The organism is Lactobacillus sp. PV037 (assembly GCF_014522345.1).
Classification (GTDB): Bacteria; Bacillota; Bacilli; order Lactobacillales; family Lactobacillaceae; genus Lactobacillus.
The window spans coordinates 860924-875763 of the sequence record NZ_CP041987.1 but is presented as its reverse complement, the minus strand read 5'-3'; the positions used below and the strand labels follow the sequence as shown (position 1 = coordinate 875763).

The following is a 14840-nucleotide window of genomic DNA, read 5'->3' as shown; positions in this document are numbered from 1 at the left end:
CCTTTGAATATAGAGTTCTCTCAGAAAATCGACTTTTGTTTCAAGTGTGGGAGAAAATTATGAGTGCAATTCAAAATTTAAGATTAGAAAAGAACAAAACGCAAAAAGAGGTAGCTAATGCTGTTGGTATAAGTAATAGTTTGTTATCGGCATACGAACATGGTAAAAGCAAGCCTAAACCAACTACACTGCAGAAATTAGCAAATTATTTTAATGTAGCGGTAGAAGATTTAAAAGACCCAGTAGATTTGTCAGCAGTAACTGCCCGATATAACTCTAATAATTCTCGTAATGTATCAAACTATAAATTCAAGATAATTCAAAAGTATTACTCAAATTTTGACATATTAAACGCTGACATTAGTATTGAAACTGATTTTGAGAACAGAGTTAATCAATTTATTCATGATAAGCAAATTGAAAGTATCTCTTTTGAAAGAAATGCAGATAAAGCTGGCGTTATGTTTGTATGCGGAATTTTATACAAGGAGGAAAATTAAATGTATTTATATGCTGAAGATTGGAAGTGCCCGAAGTGTGGCGCTGGAGTATACATTGAAGATGATATACATGAACTCATTAAGGACAAGACAATTGAATTTTTAGAGGATTATGCAATTGATGATGAGGTTCAATGTGAAGAATGCGGCTATCAAGAAAAAATTATGATAAGTATAGATATGGATTTACACGGCAAAATTGAGGAGTAACAAGGATTTAAGGGAGTCTAATTATGAAAAAATGTGAGTACTGCAATTTTGATGAAGATGACCTAGGAAAAATTTGGAAGGATGTAATGGGGTATGCCTCATGCTTGATTCAAGATTCAGGAGGAACCTACATAAGATCCACGACGTATGGAGAAGATGTAAGCTTTTCAGCTGATATCCTATATTGTCCTATGTGTGGACGTGAATTAAATAAGGAGAAAAATTAAATTGAAACAGTGGAGCTGGGATAACCGCCGTAGAGTTTACTTTTATGTAGATAAAGACGGAAAGCGACATGAGACTAAAGAAGATGTTCTTGGATTAAACGCATTAAAGAAAGTTACATTTCCAATTTATGAAGATTAGGAGGACTAGCAATGGAAGTTGTATTTAAAGAAGAGGATAAAAATTTTAAAAAGAAAATTGGTTATGGAACCATTTTGATGTGTGAAGACCATATTCCAGATAAAAAATTTGATCTTTATAGAGTTTCAGCAACTAAAGATTCAGATGGTAATTTTGAATTGGATATCTTACATGAGGAAGATGATATTGAAGAAATAGGATGGGATATAATCTATCCATCTATTTCTGAAATGATTGCCAATTTAAAACGTAATTATGACAGCGTTAAAGTGGTTGATGCCCACATAGTAGTGGACAGGGTTAGTGGGGAGGTATAGGTACTAAACATGAAAGCATATAGAGTATATTTTGATGAAAGTGAATATTCAACAATTTCTTTTGCAGAAACGGCTAATAAAGCTAGATATAAAGCTTTTCTAGGGCAGACCGTATTTGATGACTTAGGGGTAGACAATTCAGATGCTGAGGAATATCTTGCATTAAAAGCTAACAAGGAACCAGCAGTTGATGATATGGAAAAAGCTAGCGCTGAAGAGATTGCTTACAAACTAATTAAGGAAGCCGGATGGATTTGGGCTGGAGAAATTGATGAAACAAATGTTGATGATCCAGAATTTAGAAGTATGCTACATGACATGCTTAAAGATATTTAGGAGGATTGAGCATGGAAATTATTGAAAAAGTGGAATTAGAAGCCAGAGAGGTGTAAGCATGGAAAGTTATGAAGTAACTTTTTTAAAGGCAATCATGAATAAAGAATATGACGAGGCAGAAGAGGCATTAAAAAAATTATCTATTATCGAAGACCTTGATAGTGAGTCAGTACTATTTTCTTTAAAATTAGCTGGAGACCTTACTTTAGAAGGGGAGAAGTTAGTACAATTTTTAAATAATTTCAAGGAATTTGGAGATTTATTTATTAAGGAGCATTAACCATGCCTGACACAAAAAGCGAAAAAGAACGTAAAGAGTTTGAAAAAAAAAGCCTTTTATTGAAGAAACAATGAAAAGTATTGAGGTTAATTGTGAAGCTCCAAGTAAGCAAGTAAAAGAGATCAAAGGTGCTTCTATGTATGGCAGAAAAATGGCACTCGCCAGCAATGGGCATGTTACTTATATCAGATACTTAAGCGAAGATGGTACAAAGATGATTGATCGCCTTAGTGGCTATCTTCGTGGCATTCACTCTAGAAAATTTACAGGGAATGAAGTAGGTGCAGATATTATCAAGCAGGAGGTAAAGTGAATGAAAAAGATAACATTATTAAAACTTGTTAATGGAGAAAAAATCTATGTTGATGCATCTCTGGACCGTGTAGAAAAAGAACTTATTAACAAAATAACTGACGAGAAACGCTTTGCTGAAATAGTCAGTAAATACCCTAAAGCTGTAAAATATTTAGTTCCAGTGGGCAATATTTTGTATTACAAGGAAGAGGAAGTTGAATGATAAATTTTATCGTAGCTCAATTAGTTTATATGGGCTCCTTAGGTTGCTTAATATTTGCCATAAAGAGTAGAAATAAAATGCTAACTCTATTTAGTATTTATTGGGTTTTAGCAGCAATTTTTTTAGTAGTATCAGAAATATTGTCAAAAATGCTTGAAGTGTGGAAATAATTAATATTAAAAACTGAAACAAATATAAAAAGGAACGGTGAGTATGACTAAGGAACAATTAAATGAAAGATTACACTCAATAAATCCAAAATTAAGTGTTAAAGGGAATTTAGTAAAGTTTAATGATGGAACTGAATCTAAAGAGACTGTATTTGATTTGAACAAATGGTGTTATAACAATAAATCAATGTTAGCAGAAAAGGAACAAGCCTTATTAGAGAAATTATTAAAAGAGTATTTTATAAAGTTGTTTTCAATGACTGAATAATATTAAAAAATTGAAGTAAAGGAAGTAATAGCATAAGTAATGAAATTTAGTTTTACTATTCCAGAACCTCCACGAGGAAAAGCAAGACCAAGACATAACAAAAGAACTGGTGCTACATATACTACTCCAGAAGATCATTGGTATGAGGCGAGAATCCGCCAAATTGGTAGGGATGCTTATGAAGAATATCTGAATGCCAATAATTTAGAAATAAAAATGCTAGATGAACCAGTTGGAGTTGATATTGTAGCTTATTATCAAATACCTAAATCTTATTCTAAAAGAAAGACTGAAAGCTGCTTGCAAGGACAAACATTACCTACTAAGAAACCAGACATTGATAATATTGATAAAGCAGCGCTAGATGGATTAAATCCAGATAAACGAAGAAATCCTTATAAGCGAATTTATGAAATCTTTAGTGAGGGTATCTATAAAGATGATGCCTTGGTAGTAAAGAACAATTTACTAAAAGTATATTCAACTACTCCACGTTTAGAAATAACGATCACGTGGGGTAGTGAACTACAAGATTACATAATTAATTTATTAAAACAAAGAGAGGAAAATAATTAAGTATGAATTATATTACTGAACATAAATATAAAGAAAAGATTGGAAATTATTTTAAACATAATGGTAAATTTCGAGTATTTGAGGAATACTTTTTAACAGATATATTAGATTATTGTTATCACTTAGATAAATATCAGAATGAAAAACATAGCATTGTTGATAAATTTACTTACTCTGTAATTCATGATGTGATTACCGAAATATTTGGTGAAGATGCTAAATTAGGGTATAAATACTTGGCCAGAGATGCAAAAGAATTATTTTATACCAAACCATTAGGGGGTAATATACACATAATGGTAGATATTTTAAATAAATGGGTATGGATGACCAACCTTAAGCATTGTCAAAGAGAGTATCCATTGGTAACTAAATGTTTGTTTGAAATGATGGATCAACTTAAGGGAACAATTCAAAAAGAAGTTAAAGAAAGCACTAATAAGATGTCAAATAAAAATCCTGAATCAAATATCAAAGAAAAAATGTCAGATGTAGGTAAAAGCGCCCATAAAGCAGAAATTATGGAAGGTTTTAAAAAATATACTGATTTTTTAGCTGAAACTTTAACTAAGAAAAATTTAGCCTATGGTAATTCTTTTGATAAAGATATGGAAATTTTTGGATATGCAAATATCGGTATTAGACTTCATGATAAATACGGTCGCATTGAACACCTTATTAAGAATAATAAGACTACAGAAAATGATGAGAGCTTGTTAGACAGCCTTTTGGATTTAGCAGGATATTCTATCCTATCAATTAAAAACTTGATGGAGAAAGGAAAAATAGAGGGATTGAAGGGATTAGATGGTAAAGATTAAAGAACTTTCTAAAAGTTATGATAAAGAAACTTATATTATCGAAGATGCCAAATTGCAACATGAAATAAAAATGTAATGCATCAGTTAGGACATGAAAGCATATTTCCTGAACAGGTTCTATTAGAAATAGATAAAGCCCATATCAAAATTAGTACTGAGAGACTATAGCGAAAGGTAGAAAAAATAGATGATTAATAATGTAACATTAGTAGGAAGATTAACTAAAGATCCAGAATTAAGAACTACAGGTAGTGGAAATTATGTAGCAATGTTTACGCTAGCAGTAGAAAGAAATTATGTAGATCAACAAGGTAATAGAAAAGCAGACTTTATTAATTGCGTTTTGTGGCGTAAAGCTGCAGAGACATTTTGCAATTATACCTCTAAGGGATCTTTAGTAGGAATTGTTGGGAGCATTCAGACACGTAATTATGATGATAAAGACGGCAAAAAGGTGTTTGTTACCGAAGTGCTAGTAAGTGAATTTACATTTTTAGAATCTCGCAAAGAACGTGAAAATAGAACTAATAACAGTTCTAATGGTGAAAGCAACTCTTCTCAACCGATGCAAACTCAAAAGGAGCCAATTGATCCTTTCACAAACACTAATGGGCAAGTAGATATTTCTGGTGACGATTTGCCATTTTAGTATGAATTTAGGGGGATATAATTTTGCTTGCTACTGATAAAAATAATGATAGAACGAGAATTACAGAAATTCTGGATATCATTATGAGAAAATACAATGATTCACTAATTGAAGCACCACAATCTTTAGTGTTGGAACTAAGAGAGCTTTGTAATAAAAGCAATGAAAAGGATAAAAAAGGGAACGGGCAACTGAAATGCTAATGCTAGGATACCCATCAAAAGAAATAGCAGATACCTTAGGTAAAAGCCAGTCTTGGGTTCGTACTATTGGTTCTAAGTTGCCTAAGCCACCAAGATTTAGATTTAAATTATTTAGCCAAATTCCTGAACATAAAGAAGAATATTACTTCTTAACAAAAGCTGATTTTGAAAGATGGTGTAGTAATAATAATCTGAATGCTAGTGATATAATTCACCGAAAAACTATGTGGAAATTAAATAAATATAACTGGCATTGGTATGAAATCCCACTTGGTTCAAAAGTAATTGCTAAAAAGGGTAGTATAACGCTTAAAAAGGATAGCGCCGATTATCGAAAGTTTAAAAAGTACTTTGTTTAAACATCTTTTCTGTAGTGTCAGTAAAAATGATGTTTTGGGAAAATCATGATAAAATTTAATTAGTTGAAATTAATGCAAAGAGTTATGCTAGTCTCAAGATTTTCCGCGTATTCAAAAGACCAGTATAAGTCGGATTTTGCTAGGGCCGCCGTGATTTAGTTTTTAACTAATAGCGCCCGTTGTGGAGATGCAGGAACTTTGGGTTGCTTTTACGAACTTGAGCACCGCCTTTACAAAGTTTAGGGTTCGATTCCCTAGCTCCACTTAAAGAAAACTAGAAGATAAAATATTATTTTAATAAAATTCTTTTCTTCATTTATTTATGTAACTTCTAGTTTTCTAAAAAATAAACTAATATCTTCTAGAAGTGAGTTAATTAATAACTTGCTTTTTTCTTTTGTGTAGAAAGGAACACTTGTTTGAAAAAAGAAACGAAGCGCTATGTTAAGTCACTCTTATACGATTATGGTAGGTATGATGACTATGTAGCTCGCAGACGTTACCAGCTCCAACATCCCTTGCAACAAATTGATGAAAATGTTGGTGGTGGACGGGCAAAAAATAAGTTCACTAACCCAGTTTTAACAATGTTAATTACTATTGATGAAGATGAACGACTAAATAATTTGCGCATTCAACATGAGGCGATTAGAGAGTGTTACGATGAAGCAAATGTAACGGTAAAAACAATCTGTGAAGAACTTTATTTTAAAAAGAAGTCTTTAAGAAGATATGGCTCTATTGAAGCACTAAGTCGAGCCCATAAAATAAATACATCATCATCAAACGCTTATCGCATGCTTGATGAATTTTTAGAAAATATCGCTAATACTTTACATTTAGGATTAATGGAGGATTTCAAAGATGGAAAATAAAAAATATGCATTAGTAGGATTACATATTGAAGGTGAAGAAAATCCAACTCGAATTTTAATGGAACAAGAGAGCCTTAATGCAATTTTTGCAGGAGTTTTACCAACAAAGGCAGAGGGAACAATTAGCTTTACTTCTATTGATTCAAATATTGCAATTATGGGACAGGTAGTTGAACTTTTAGATCCAGAAAATGAATTATACAGAGTGATAGATGCAAATAAAGCAACATTTTTAAATAGGGTTACTTCGTTTGTAGTTAAACCATACTTAGTAACTGTTGATACTCATGGATACTTGATGAAAGTAGAAGATTAAATAAGAAAGGGGCTTACTATGAGCTGGTTAACAAGTTTATGGCCTTTTACAGTAGTTATGCTCAATATTTGGGCAGTATATTTTGGATTTAAGGTATTAGGAACAGTACTATCTTTTATTATTGGCGTTTTTTCTAGTTTTTTTGAGAATTTAAAAAAGTAGAGTAGAAAAGTAAGATTAGTGCAATTTTATTGGTTTGAAAAAGTAGGACTATTGTTATTAGTAATAGTAACAATAGTGCTTTTTATTATTTTACTTAAGGAATAATTGCAATGAAATTTATTGATTTTTTTGCTGGTATTGGTGGATTTAGAAAGGGACTTGAATTAGCAGGACACAAGTGTGTAGGATTTATCGAATGGGATAAATACGCAAGAAAAAGCTATCAAGCAATTTATGACACCAAAGGTGAATTTACAGCAACTGATGTTAAAGATGTTTGTGGAGTAGATTTACCTAAGGCTGATATTTGGACATTTGGTTCGCCTTGTACTGATATCAGCATTGCTGGTAAACAGAAAGGCTTAGTTAATGGTAAACAATCAAGCATGTTCTTTGAGGTTATCAGATGCCTTCAAGAACGGACTAAAAACAAGAAGACGCTACCTAAATATCTCTTCATGGAAAATGTTAAAGCTCTGCTTTCAAGCAATGGAGGACGAGACTTTGGACGGGTTCTCATTGAAATGGACAAAGTCGGGTATGATGTCGAATGGTCAGTTATCAACTCTTCAGATGTCGTCCCTCAGAACCGAGAACGTGTCTATATTATCGGACATCTTAGAGCAGCAAGTACCAGAAAAGTATTTCCTATCACAAGACAAGGTAAAAGAATTACTCAAAGACCTAAAGTCTTAGGTAATTATAGTGATAAGAGGCATCAATCAAATATCGTGTACTCAAACGAGGGTATTAGTCCGACACTAACAGCTACTGATTATAAGCGCCCTGTAAAAGTAATGGTTAAACAAGTAGAAAATATTAAAGATACAAGTTCATTTGGTGGTAATCCACAAACTGGAAGAGTTTATGATCCAAAGGGGTTAAGCCCAACGTTAAATACTATGCAAGGCGGAGGAAGAGAGCCTAAGATCATTGTTAAGCCAGTACTAACACCAGATAGAATAAATAAGCGCCAAAATGGTAGAAGATTTAAGAATGCTGAAGAACCTGAATTCACTTTGACAGCTCAAGATAAACATGGAGTCTTAATTGAAAAAGAAAATAATATTGCCATTAGAAAACTAACTCCAAAGGAATGCTGGAGACTACAGGGATTTAGTGATGAAGATTTTGAAAAAGCTAAAAGTGCTGGTGTAAGTAATAGCCAATTATATAAACAGGCAGGTAATGCTGTAACTGTTCCAGTTATAAAAGAAATTGGATTGAAATTATAATTAGGGGGATTAGTCATTGAACAGAAAGGTCATTTTAGTATGAAATTAAAGAAAATAGGAATACTTGGTGTAATAGTATTGTTAGGTTTAACCTTAGGGGGATGCACTTTATTTGATAATGCAAGTTTAACCATAGATGAGTATACGAAGGGGCTTCCATTAACAATTTCAACTTATACTGCACAAGGTAAAAAGATAGATCAAATTAAAACAAATAAAGCTTATATCCATACTGACAGGACTATGAGTGAAACTGATAGCAATAATAATCAGATTTCAAAGGTAATTGATATTGATTATGGGACTCATAGAACAACTCATGTTGGCTCAAGTATGATCGCCTATTCCGAATTAAAGAACTACGTGGATGAACTAAGCCATACAAATGTTGATACTAGAAATCAAGAAATAAATGATAATTCTATTCCTTGGTTGAGTAGCATTTATAAAGATTTTAAAAATCAATGGTCAGGTAGAGATAGTGTTCTATTAATACGTTCACAAACTGGAGTGCCAATTGCTACTTTTGTAGGGCATTCAATTTCACTTCACCAAACAGGGATGAAGTCAGTAACTAAATTTATAATTGATAAGCGCCCAGTATTTGTGTATCGGTGTGACTACTCTACTTATGACATGGATACGATTAAGAATATGAAATAACTTATTGAAACGTATGTTCTTTAATGGTACAATTAAATCAATTGAAGCTGGTGTATGAGTGCTTGACAAACACGCCCAGCGACACATCTTTAAAATCCACGCAAGGCGTTAAGCTGGGATACTTGCTTAATTCTTTGAGACTTACTTGGTAGTGCGAGTAAGGCGACTATTTAACTGGTAGTGTGGAAGATGGAAGCGAAAGATAATATATTTGATGCTGACAAACAAGCGTGGAGGGCTACAATTCTCGCACAGTAGAGAGCCTTAGTTAATGCAGTCGGTCACTACTGCAGACCCAAAAAGGATTCCATACAGCCCTTTGGCAATTGAAAACCGAAAGGGACTATAACAAGTTTGTTTGCAAAGTAGCCCAAATTTGCCAAAACAATTTACGTGAATTTGATTTTTATAAATAATACAACAATCCAATCAAAGAAATGTACGCAGTCGGGTGAAATGAGGTCTAGGACGTAAGCCTAGAGCCCTATCTTTATAAACCATGTCAGTTCTATCAGGTAGCTCCTGATAGTGCGTCTGATATGTGATAGAAGCAGCTGAAAAATCTCTTATATTATTGAATCAGAGCTAAAAACTCCAATTCGAAATGCTCATCTAGGTTAATTCTTAGATGGGTATTTTTGTATTATAGTAGTGTCAATAAGCTGGTAACTAGTTTTAATACTTGATAAAATAAGATTGTAAAAATAATGTTAACCGAATTTTTTACATGAAAAACATCTAAAACGTTCTATAATTGTAATTAATTCATTTGTTAAATATGATTGTTTGCTGGGACGTTTTTATAAAGGTAAATTTGTAAATTAGTTTTATAGAATACCTCTATTATGCCAAAATCTACTTCTTTCAGTATGTGTCAATCAGGGGACCAACTGTAAAGAAGTATTTTTTGTTGCGTCAGTTTTATAGAAGATTTTTGCTTGTTTTGATAAACTATCAATTAGTGGTAGCAGACGTTCCTTTAAAAGAAAATAAGTTAAAATCTTGATAATTGAGTAAAAGTTGCTTAGTTATCAAGATTTTTCTATCAGCGGTGAAGTTATGCTACATTGATAGCAATTGAAACATACTTAGAGTTTTGATTAGGAGTAAATTATGGCTAATAAGACTGATTTAATTAATAAAGTGGCAGAAATTACTGAAATGTCTAAAAAAGATACTGGATTAGTGGTAGATACTTTATTTGATACAATTGGCAATGAACTCAAAGATGGCAAAAAAGTTCAATTGATCGGATTTGGTACATTTGAAGTTCGTCAACGTGCAGCACGTAAAGGACATAATCCACAAACTGGAGAAGAAATGGAAATTCCAGCAACTAAGGTTCCAGCCTTTAAACCAGGAAAACCTTTAAAAGATAAAGTAAAAGATTAATAGTAAGAAAGGGAAACCTTTTATCTTCTTGCACTTGTCCTCTATTTAGATGTAATGGAGGACATTTTTTATCCCCTTAAAATATATTACTTTAAATAAACTGTTGACAGTTAATATAAAAATGAGTAATATAACTGTATAAGATAAATGAAAGAGGATGAAAACATGAGATTACATGGATTAAGTTACGACCCAGAAAAGGCTAAATTTATTGTTGGTTACACTCCATATATTAGTGTGAATGACAACAGCTTTTTTACTGAAGGACTATATAAGAAACGAACAGGAGAATACTTTTTGTATGGTGAAGGCAATGCAGATAGTCCTTACGCAAGTTACAATAAGGAGTACAATGGATATCAACCTGGAACTAAGATTAAGCCTTTAAAGTTCGATGAAGCTAAAGCTTACTTTGATAAGTATGATTCAGATGAATACAGTGATGCAGATGGGAACTTCTTAGAAGAAGATGCTGTAAAAAGACTTTATGATAAAGAGTTTGGAAAGATAGAAGTAAGTGAAGCAAAAAAGATTAAAAGTTTTAGCTTAAAAGAAAGCACAACTAAAAAGATTGCTAGAATTGCACAATCTCAAGGAAAAACACAATCTGAAGTTATTGATATGTTAGTAGAAAATGCATAAAGAGCTTAAGTATGAGTGATAAAGTAGAGTTAGAATATCAAGGGAAAAAGTATTTTAGATTAGTAGATTTAGCACACGATTATGACATTCCAGCAAGATTAGTTAGCTATCGTTGGCACAGTGGACATCGTAATCCAGCTGATTTAGTTCAAAAGGGTAGGTTAAATACTAGATCTGCCAATCATACTATTTTTTATAAAGGGGAAACATTTCTAAGTGCTAAGGAATTTAGCAGAAAGTATAAGCTTCTTTATCAAAAAGTGCTTATTCTTATCAAGAAAGGCATTACTGATCCAGAAGAATTGATAAAACAGGGAAGTATTGCTAAAGATGCACTTAAGGAAATGCTGAAAGATGGTAAAAAAGATGAGAAGGAAAAAACTAAATTATTTAATCAAAAAAGCATTTTAACTCTTAATCAAGTAAGCGAGCTTACAGGAGTACCAGAAGAAGAGTTAAATCAACAAGTTCAACATTTAATTAAAGGCAAAGCTAAAGATAACGGCTTAGGTATTCAAGAAGATGACATTATAAAAGTAGAACTGCCTGAACTTAAAGAGAAAAAAGAAGTTAAAAATTATACTTATGTAGCAAACTATGCTTTTAAAGAAGATGTAGTAAAACATATTCTAAAGAGAATTAATATTATTAAAGATAAAGGCATGGTTCAGCTACCAAAGCCGTTTGAAAGCTACTTTTTTGATAGTGATGACGATACCATTTGGAAGTATGGTATGAAAGATGGACTTAAAAAAGATAGGAAACAAACATATCAGCTAAAGCTGCATAAAACTACACAAGTTTTTGAACTAACCCCAAGCAATCTTAAAGGAACAAGTAAAGTTATTAAGTGGAAGTTAGAAGAAATCAAAGATTTATTAGCATACCCTGAGATAACTGCAGATGATTTGATGTCTCGCAGTGATATTTCTAAAGCTTACAAATTTCCTTATAGCCGTAATTTAAGAACTGTATTACCTGCTCAACACAAAAGGTATTCAGTACGTAAGGATTTAAAATTGAGTGGTTGGAGTAAATTCGAAGTTGAAAGTGCTGCTGAAAAATATCCCAAAAAATTTATTCCATATCAAGCACAATTTAAGACAACTAAATAGTAAGCAAAATAACCCTCTAACTAAAAAAAGTTAGGGGATTTTAAATAATAAGCACGAAAAATCGTGATAAAGGTAAAGATGATGATATAATTATATTGTAACTATTGAAAGGATCTATAAAAATGTTAATTGATTTTACTGCTACAAATTATGCATCCCTAAGGGATGAGACAACTTTATCTGCTGAAACGGGAGCCAGATTAAGAAAGTTCAAAAAAACAAATACATTTCAAAATGAAAAAATTCCTGTGTTAAAAAGTATTTTATTATTTGGACCTAATGGAGCAGGTAAATCACAATTAATAGATGCATTAGGGCATATGCAGGGTATTATAGTAAACCCTACAGGATCTGTTACTGATAAATTGCCCTATGATCCATTTTTACTAGATGATAATTCACGTGAAAAACCTACTACTTTTGAGGTAACAGTTGAAATAAAAGGAATTATTTATAAGTATTCATTTTCATATATTAGAGAGAAAATTGTATCAGAAAAATTAATAATAATAAGTTCTGTTGGAAAAGAAATAAAAAAGATTTTTTCTCGACTAAATGATAATGTTGAAACTGATGATAAAAATTTAATTAGGGTTTTACCAACTTTGCGAGACAATTCATTATTACTATATTTAGCACAAGCAGAAAATAATAGGGATGCTGTTGAAGTATTTACATGGTTTTCTGAGGATTTACTCTTTTTATCTACGACTACTACCAATACAACTAGCCTTTTAATTCCGAAAGAGATGCTAGATTTAATGAATGACAAGCATTTAAAAAAAGAGATGATAACTTTTTTGAAGTTTGCAGATTTTAATATAAAAGATATTAAGATTAGAGAAGTACCAGCTACTTTTTCTACTGCAGATGGAGAAAATATTACTAGAACAATGACATCATTATATACAGTTCGTACTTGCTATGATGGTAGTAAAAATATTGGCGAGCAGGAATTAAATTTAGCTCAAGAATCTAGAGGGACACAAAGACTATTTTATATTGTGCTAGCAATGATTTTTGCTCAAGTTAATGGGAATAAAAAGACTTTAGTAATAGATGAATTCGATGATTCTTTGCACTATGAATTAGCAAAAACGTTAATAACTTTATTTAACTCAGAAGAAAATTTAAATCAATTTATAATAACAACTCATGATGTACAGCTATTAGATAATAGCTTAAGAATAGACCAGATCTATTTGATAGATAAAGATTTTAGAGGGGTAACTTCATTAAATTCTGTATTTGATTTTTCGGATACTAGAAATACAGGGAGAGCAGATTTAAGTTTTGCTCGTAAATATATTCTTGGAAGATTTGGTGCATATCCAATTATTGATGCTGAGAAGTTAAAAAACATTTTAAAAGCTACGCACGATAATTATAATGGGGGCACTAATGGTAAGAAGTAGAAAAGGGTTAAAGAAACAAAAAGAATCTATTGAGATTTTTTGCGAAGGTGAATCAGAAAAAGAGTATTTTAACATGCTTAAGAGAAAATATCGTGGCTCAAATGTTAAAGTAAAAGTTATTGCTGCTGATTTATCTGGTAAGAAGCTAGTTGAAAAAGCTATTAAGAAAATGAAGCATGATAAGGTGCAAAGGGGATATATAGTTTTTGATAGGGATGAACACAGCAAACAAGAACTACAGGAAGTACAATCATTAGCAAGTAAAAATAATATTGGGGTAGTGTTTTCTTCAATAGATTTTGAGGTATGGATTTTACTACATTTTGAATTTATTACTAGAGCATATTCTAGAAAAGAGTTAGAAGATAAGTTATCTGGGGAAAAGTACTTTAATACTAATTATCGGCAATTTAAGGGTGATAGCTACGAAGATTTTTTGTTTGATAGAATTGAAAATGCAGTAAAAAATGCAAAACTACTATATAAGACACATAATAACTGGATAAGTGATGACCCTTTTACAAACATTCATTTATTTATTGATGAAATATTTCATCCAGATAACTATTAAAATAACCCTCTAGCTAAAAAAGCTAGGGAGCTATTTTTATTTGAGATAATAATTTTTAAACAAAAAAAGCGGTTAAAAATAATATATTGGTACTATATTGTACTATATTTATTAAAAACAATAATATTTAAACAAAAAATAAGTTTAAAAATAATAGATAGCGATGGATAGCTTTTAAATATCAAATGAATCAACGGCTAATGCTATATAAATAACTCTCTAACTAAAAAGGTGGTAGAAGATAAATATGAGTAAAGAACTAATTGCTGTGATTGCAGATAAGAAAATAAAAGATTATTTCACTGAAACATCATTTAATAAAAAATTAGATGATGATTTTAAAGAAAGACTATTTGAAGAAACTTTTTTGGAAAATAAAACATCAATGGATTGGCTTAAAGATAAATAATCTACGCATTTAAATAATCGCTAACTAAAAAATAGCTAATATGATAGCAGGAACAACAAATACTCTTATATTTACTAAACGTAATTATGAGGGTATTTTTTTATGTTTAAAAATTAAAAGGGGGCTATTTTTAAGAATAGGAAAAATGAAAGTTAAGGGGGTGAGTTTTTGAGTTTTTAAAATTAAAGGGGGGTGTTTTTGTGATTTGGAAAATCACTTTTGTAGAAAGCTTCGGGGGTGATTTTTCAGCAATTTAAATTAAAGGGGGAATGTTTTTCGAATTGGTAAAAAAGTTTTTTACTAAACAAAAGGGGGTGATTTTTACAGAAAAAATTTTGACGGGGAGTGTTTTTGACCCTAGTAAAATTTTATTATAGAGAGTATAAATTAAATGCAATAAATAGTAGCAAGTATTGAATATACAGTAATAAAAGTCATAACTAGTCAGGACAGTAATAATAAAATCAATAATT

Annotated in this window: 24 protein-coding genes; all 24 read left to right on the top strand. The window is 31.4% G+C overall.

Features of this window, described 5'->3' with window-relative positions:
- The first annotated feature begins 59 nt into the window (after positions 1–59).
- The 24 genes from FP435_RS04725 to FP435_RS04610 all read left to right on the top strand — a co-directional run bounded on the left by FP435_RS04725 (position 60) and on the right by FP435_RS04610 (position 14367).
- Entirely contained in the window at positions 60–500 is a 441-nt protein-coding gene (locus tag FP435_RS04725) for a helix-turn-helix domain-containing protein (RefSeq protein ID WP_265482944.1), read from the top strand.
- Entirely contained in the window at positions 501–710 is a 210-nt protein-coding gene (locus tag FP435_RS04720; protein WP_265482943.1) for a hypothetical protein, read from the top strand.
- A gap of 228 nt (positions 711–938) precedes the next feature.
- A complete protein-coding gene (locus tag FP435_RS04715; protein ID WP_265482942.1) occupies positions 939–1076 on the top strand; it encodes a hypothetical protein in 138 nt (45 codons plus the stop codon).
- Between the two features lie 11 nt (positions 1077–1087).
- The gene (locus tag FP435_RS04710) at positions 1088–1393 is read left to right on the top strand and encodes a hypothetical protein (RefSeq protein WP_265482941.1); all 306 of its coding nucleotides are present in this window, start codon (positions 1088–1090) and stop codon (positions 1391–1393) included.
- Positions 1394–1402: 9 nt separating this feature from the next.
- Positions 1403–1729 (top strand): hypothetical protein, encoded by a 327-nt coding sequence (locus FP435_RS04705; RefSeq protein ID WP_265482940.1) that lies wholly within the window; start codon positions 1403–1405, stop codon positions 1727–1729.
- Positions 1730–1787: 58 nt separating this feature from the next.
- Positions 1788–2009 carry a hypothetical protein gene (locus FP435_RS04700; protein WP_265482939.1) on the top strand — a complete coding sequence of 74 codons (222 nt, stop codon included), beginning with the start codon at positions 1788–1790 and terminating at the stop codon, positions 2007–2009.
- A 70-nt stretch (positions 2010–2079) separates the two neighbouring features.
- Entirely contained in the window at positions 2080–2322 is a 243-nt protein-coding gene (locus FP435_RS04695) for a hypothetical protein (protein ID WP_265482938.1), read from the top strand.
- A complete protein-coding gene (locus FP435_RS04690; RefSeq protein WP_265482937.1) occupies positions 2323–2526 on the top strand; it encodes a hypothetical protein in 204 nt (67 codons plus the stop codon). It abuts the gene before it with no gap.
- Positions 2527–2739: 213 nt separating this feature from the next.
- A complete protein-coding gene (locus tag FP435_RS04685) occupies positions 2740–2964 on the top strand; it encodes a hypothetical protein (protein WP_265482936.1) in 225 nt (74 codons plus the stop codon).
- Between the two features lie 39 nt (positions 2965–3003).
- The gene (locus FP435_RS04680) at positions 3004–3540 is read left to right on the top strand and encodes a RusA family crossover junction endodeoxyribonuclease (RefSeq protein ID WP_265482935.1); all 537 of its coding nucleotides are present in this window, start codon (positions 3004–3006) and stop codon (positions 3538–3540) included.
- Between the two features lie 2 nt (positions 3541–3542).
- Positions 3543–4361: a hypothetical protein gene (locus FP435_RS04675; RefSeq protein WP_265482934.1), complete on the top strand. Its 819-nt coding sequence runs from the start codon at positions 3543–3545 to the stop codon at positions 4359–4361.
- Between the two features lie 187 nt (positions 4362–4548).
- A complete protein-coding gene (ssb, locus tag FP435_RS04670) occupies positions 4549–5010 on the top strand; it encodes a single-stranded DNA-binding protein (RefSeq protein WP_265482933.1) in 462 nt (153 codons plus the stop codon).
- Between the two features lie 23 nt (positions 5011–5033).
- Positions 5034–5213 (top strand): hypothetical protein, encoded by a 180-nt coding sequence (locus tag FP435_RS04665; protein WP_265482932.1) that lies wholly within the window; start codon positions 5034–5036, stop codon positions 5211–5213.
- Positions 5207–5572, top strand: coding sequence for a hypothetical protein (locus FP435_RS04660; protein WP_265482931.1), 366 nt, complete (start codon positions 5207–5209; stop codon positions 5570–5572). Before FP435_RS04665 ends, FP435_RS04660 begins: the two co-directional genes overlap by 7 nt.
- 419 nt (positions 5573–5991) lie before the next feature.
- On the top strand, positions 5992–6447 hold the full coding sequence (locus FP435_RS04655; RefSeq protein WP_265482930.1) for a transcriptional regulator: 456 nt from the start codon (positions 5992–5994) through the stop codon (positions 6445–6447).
- A complete protein-coding gene (locus FP435_RS04650; RefSeq protein WP_265482929.1) occupies positions 6437–6763 on the top strand; it encodes a hypothetical protein in 327 nt (108 codons plus the stop codon). The genes FP435_RS04655 and FP435_RS04650 overlap by 11 nt, the downstream gene beginning before the upstream one ends.
- Positions 6764–7035: 272 nt before the next feature.
- Positions 7036–8160, top strand: coding sequence for a DNA cytosine methyltransferase (locus FP435_RS04645; protein ID WP_265482928.1), 1125 nt, complete (start codon positions 7036–7038; stop codon positions 8158–8160).
- Between the two features lie 39 nt (positions 8161–8199).
- Entirely contained in the window at positions 8200–8823 is a 624-nt protein-coding gene (locus FP435_RS04640) for a DUF5052 family protein (RefSeq protein WP_265482927.1), read from the top strand.
- Positions 8824–9936: 1113 nt separating this feature from the next.
- Complete coding sequence (locus FP435_RS04635) at positions 9937–10215, top strand: HU family DNA-binding protein (RefSeq protein ID WP_265482926.1); 279 nt, start codon at positions 9937–9939, stop codon at positions 10213–10215.
- A 165-nt stretch (positions 10216–10380) separates the two neighbouring features.
- Positions 10381–10857 carry a hypothetical protein gene (locus tag FP435_RS04630; protein WP_265482925.1) on the top strand — a complete coding sequence of 159 codons (477 nt, stop codon included), beginning with the start codon at positions 10381–10383 and terminating at the stop codon, positions 10855–10857.
- Between the two features lie 11 nt (positions 10858–10868).
- Positions 10869–11972, top strand: coding sequence for a hypothetical protein (locus FP435_RS04625; protein ID WP_265482924.1), 1104 nt, complete (start codon positions 10869–10871; stop codon positions 11970–11972).
- Positions 11973–12094: 122 nt separating this feature from the next.
- The gene (locus FP435_RS04620; protein ID WP_265482923.1) at positions 12095–13387 is read left to right on the top strand and encodes an AAA family ATPase; all 1293 of its coding nucleotides are present in this window, start codon (positions 12095–12097) and stop codon (positions 13385–13387) included.
- On the top strand, positions 13374–13958 hold the full coding sequence (locus tag FP435_RS04615; RefSeq protein WP_265482922.1) for an RloB family protein: 585 nt from the start codon (positions 13374–13376) through the stop codon (positions 13956–13958). The genes FP435_RS04620 and FP435_RS04615 overlap by 14 nt, the downstream gene beginning before the upstream one ends.
- A 247-nt stretch (positions 13959–14205) precedes the next feature.
- The gene (locus FP435_RS04610; RefSeq protein ID WP_265482921.1) at positions 14206–14367 is read left to right on the top strand and encodes a hypothetical protein; all 162 of its coding nucleotides are present in this window, start codon (positions 14206–14208) and stop codon (positions 14365–14367) included.
- The last annotated feature ends 473 nt before the right edge of the window (positions 14368–14840 follow it).

Coding starts and splice junctions, on each gene's coding strand:
- FP435_RS04725 (WP_265482944.1), top strand. CDS start 60: ATGAGTGCAATTCAAAATTTAAGATTAGAAAAGAACAAAACGCAAAAA.
- FP435_RS04720 (WP_265482943.1), top strand. CDS start 501: ATGTATTTATATGCTGAAGATTGGAAGTGCCCGAAGTGTGGCGCTGGA.
- FP435_RS04710 (WP_265482941.1), top strand. CDS start 1,088: ATGGAAGTTGTATTTAAAGAAGAGGATAAAAATTTTAAAAAGAAAATT.
- FP435_RS04705 (WP_265482940.1), top strand. CDS start 1,403: ATGAAAGCATATAGAGTATATTTTGATGAAAGTGAATATTCAACAATT.
- FP435_RS04700 (WP_265482939.1), top strand. CDS start 1,788: ATGGAAAGTTATGAAGTAACTTTTTTAAAGGCAATCATGAATAAAGAA.
- FP435_RS04695 (WP_265482938.1), top strand. CDS start 2,080: ATGAAAAGTATTGAGGTTAATTGTGAAGCTCCAAGTAAGCAAGTAAAA.
- FP435_RS04690 (WP_265482937.1), top strand. CDS start 2,323: ATGAAAAAGATAACATTATTAAAACTTGTTAATGGAGAAAAAATCTAT.
- FP435_RS04685 (WP_265482936.1), top strand. CDS start 2,740: ATGACTAAGGAACAATTAAATGAAAGATTACACTCAATAAATCCAAAA.
- FP435_RS04680 (WP_265482935.1), top strand. CDS start 3,004: ATGAAATTTAGTTTTACTATTCCAGAACCTCCACGAGGAAAAGCAAGA.
- FP435_RS04675 (WP_265482934.1), top strand. CDS start 3,543: ATGAATTATATTACTGAACATAAATATAAAGAAAAGATTGGAAATTAT.
- ssb (WP_265482933.1), top strand. CDS start 4,549: ATGATTAATAATGTAACATTAGTAGGAAGATTAACTAAAGATCCAGAA.
- FP435_RS04660 (WP_265482931.1), top strand. CDS start 5,207: ATGCTAATGCTAGGATACCCATCAAAAGAAATAGCAGATACCTTAGGT.
- FP435_RS04650 (WP_265482929.1), top strand. CDS start 6,437: ATGGAAAATAAAAAATATGCATTAGTAGGATTACATATTGAAGGTGAA.
- FP435_RS04645 (WP_265482928.1), top strand. CDS start 7,036: ATGAAATTTATTGATTTTTTTGCTGGTATTGGTGGATTTAGAAAGGGA.
- FP435_RS04640 (WP_265482927.1), top strand. CDS start 8,200: ATGAAATTAAAGAAAATAGGAATACTTGGTGTAATAGTATTGTTAGGT.
- FP435_RS04635 (WP_265482926.1), top strand. CDS start 9,937: ATGGCTAATAAGACTGATTTAATTAATAAAGTGGCAGAAATTACTGAA.
- FP435_RS04630 (WP_265482925.1), top strand. CDS start 10,381: ATGAGATTACATGGATTAAGTTACGACCCAGAAAAGGCTAAATTTATT.
- FP435_RS04625 (WP_265482924.1), top strand. CDS start 10,869: ATGAGTGATAAAGTAGAGTTAGAATATCAAGGGAAAAAGTATTTTAGA.
- FP435_RS04620 (WP_265482923.1), top strand. CDS start 12,095: ATGTTAATTGATTTTACTGCTACAAATTATGCATCCCTAAGGGATGAG.
- FP435_RS04615 (WP_265482922.1), top strand. CDS start 13,374: ATGGTAAGAAGTAGAAAAGGGTTAAAGAAACAAAAAGAATCTATTGAG.
- FP435_RS04610 (WP_265482921.1), top strand. CDS start 14,206: ATGAGTAAAGAACTAATTGCTGTGATTGCAGATAAGAAAATAAAAGAT.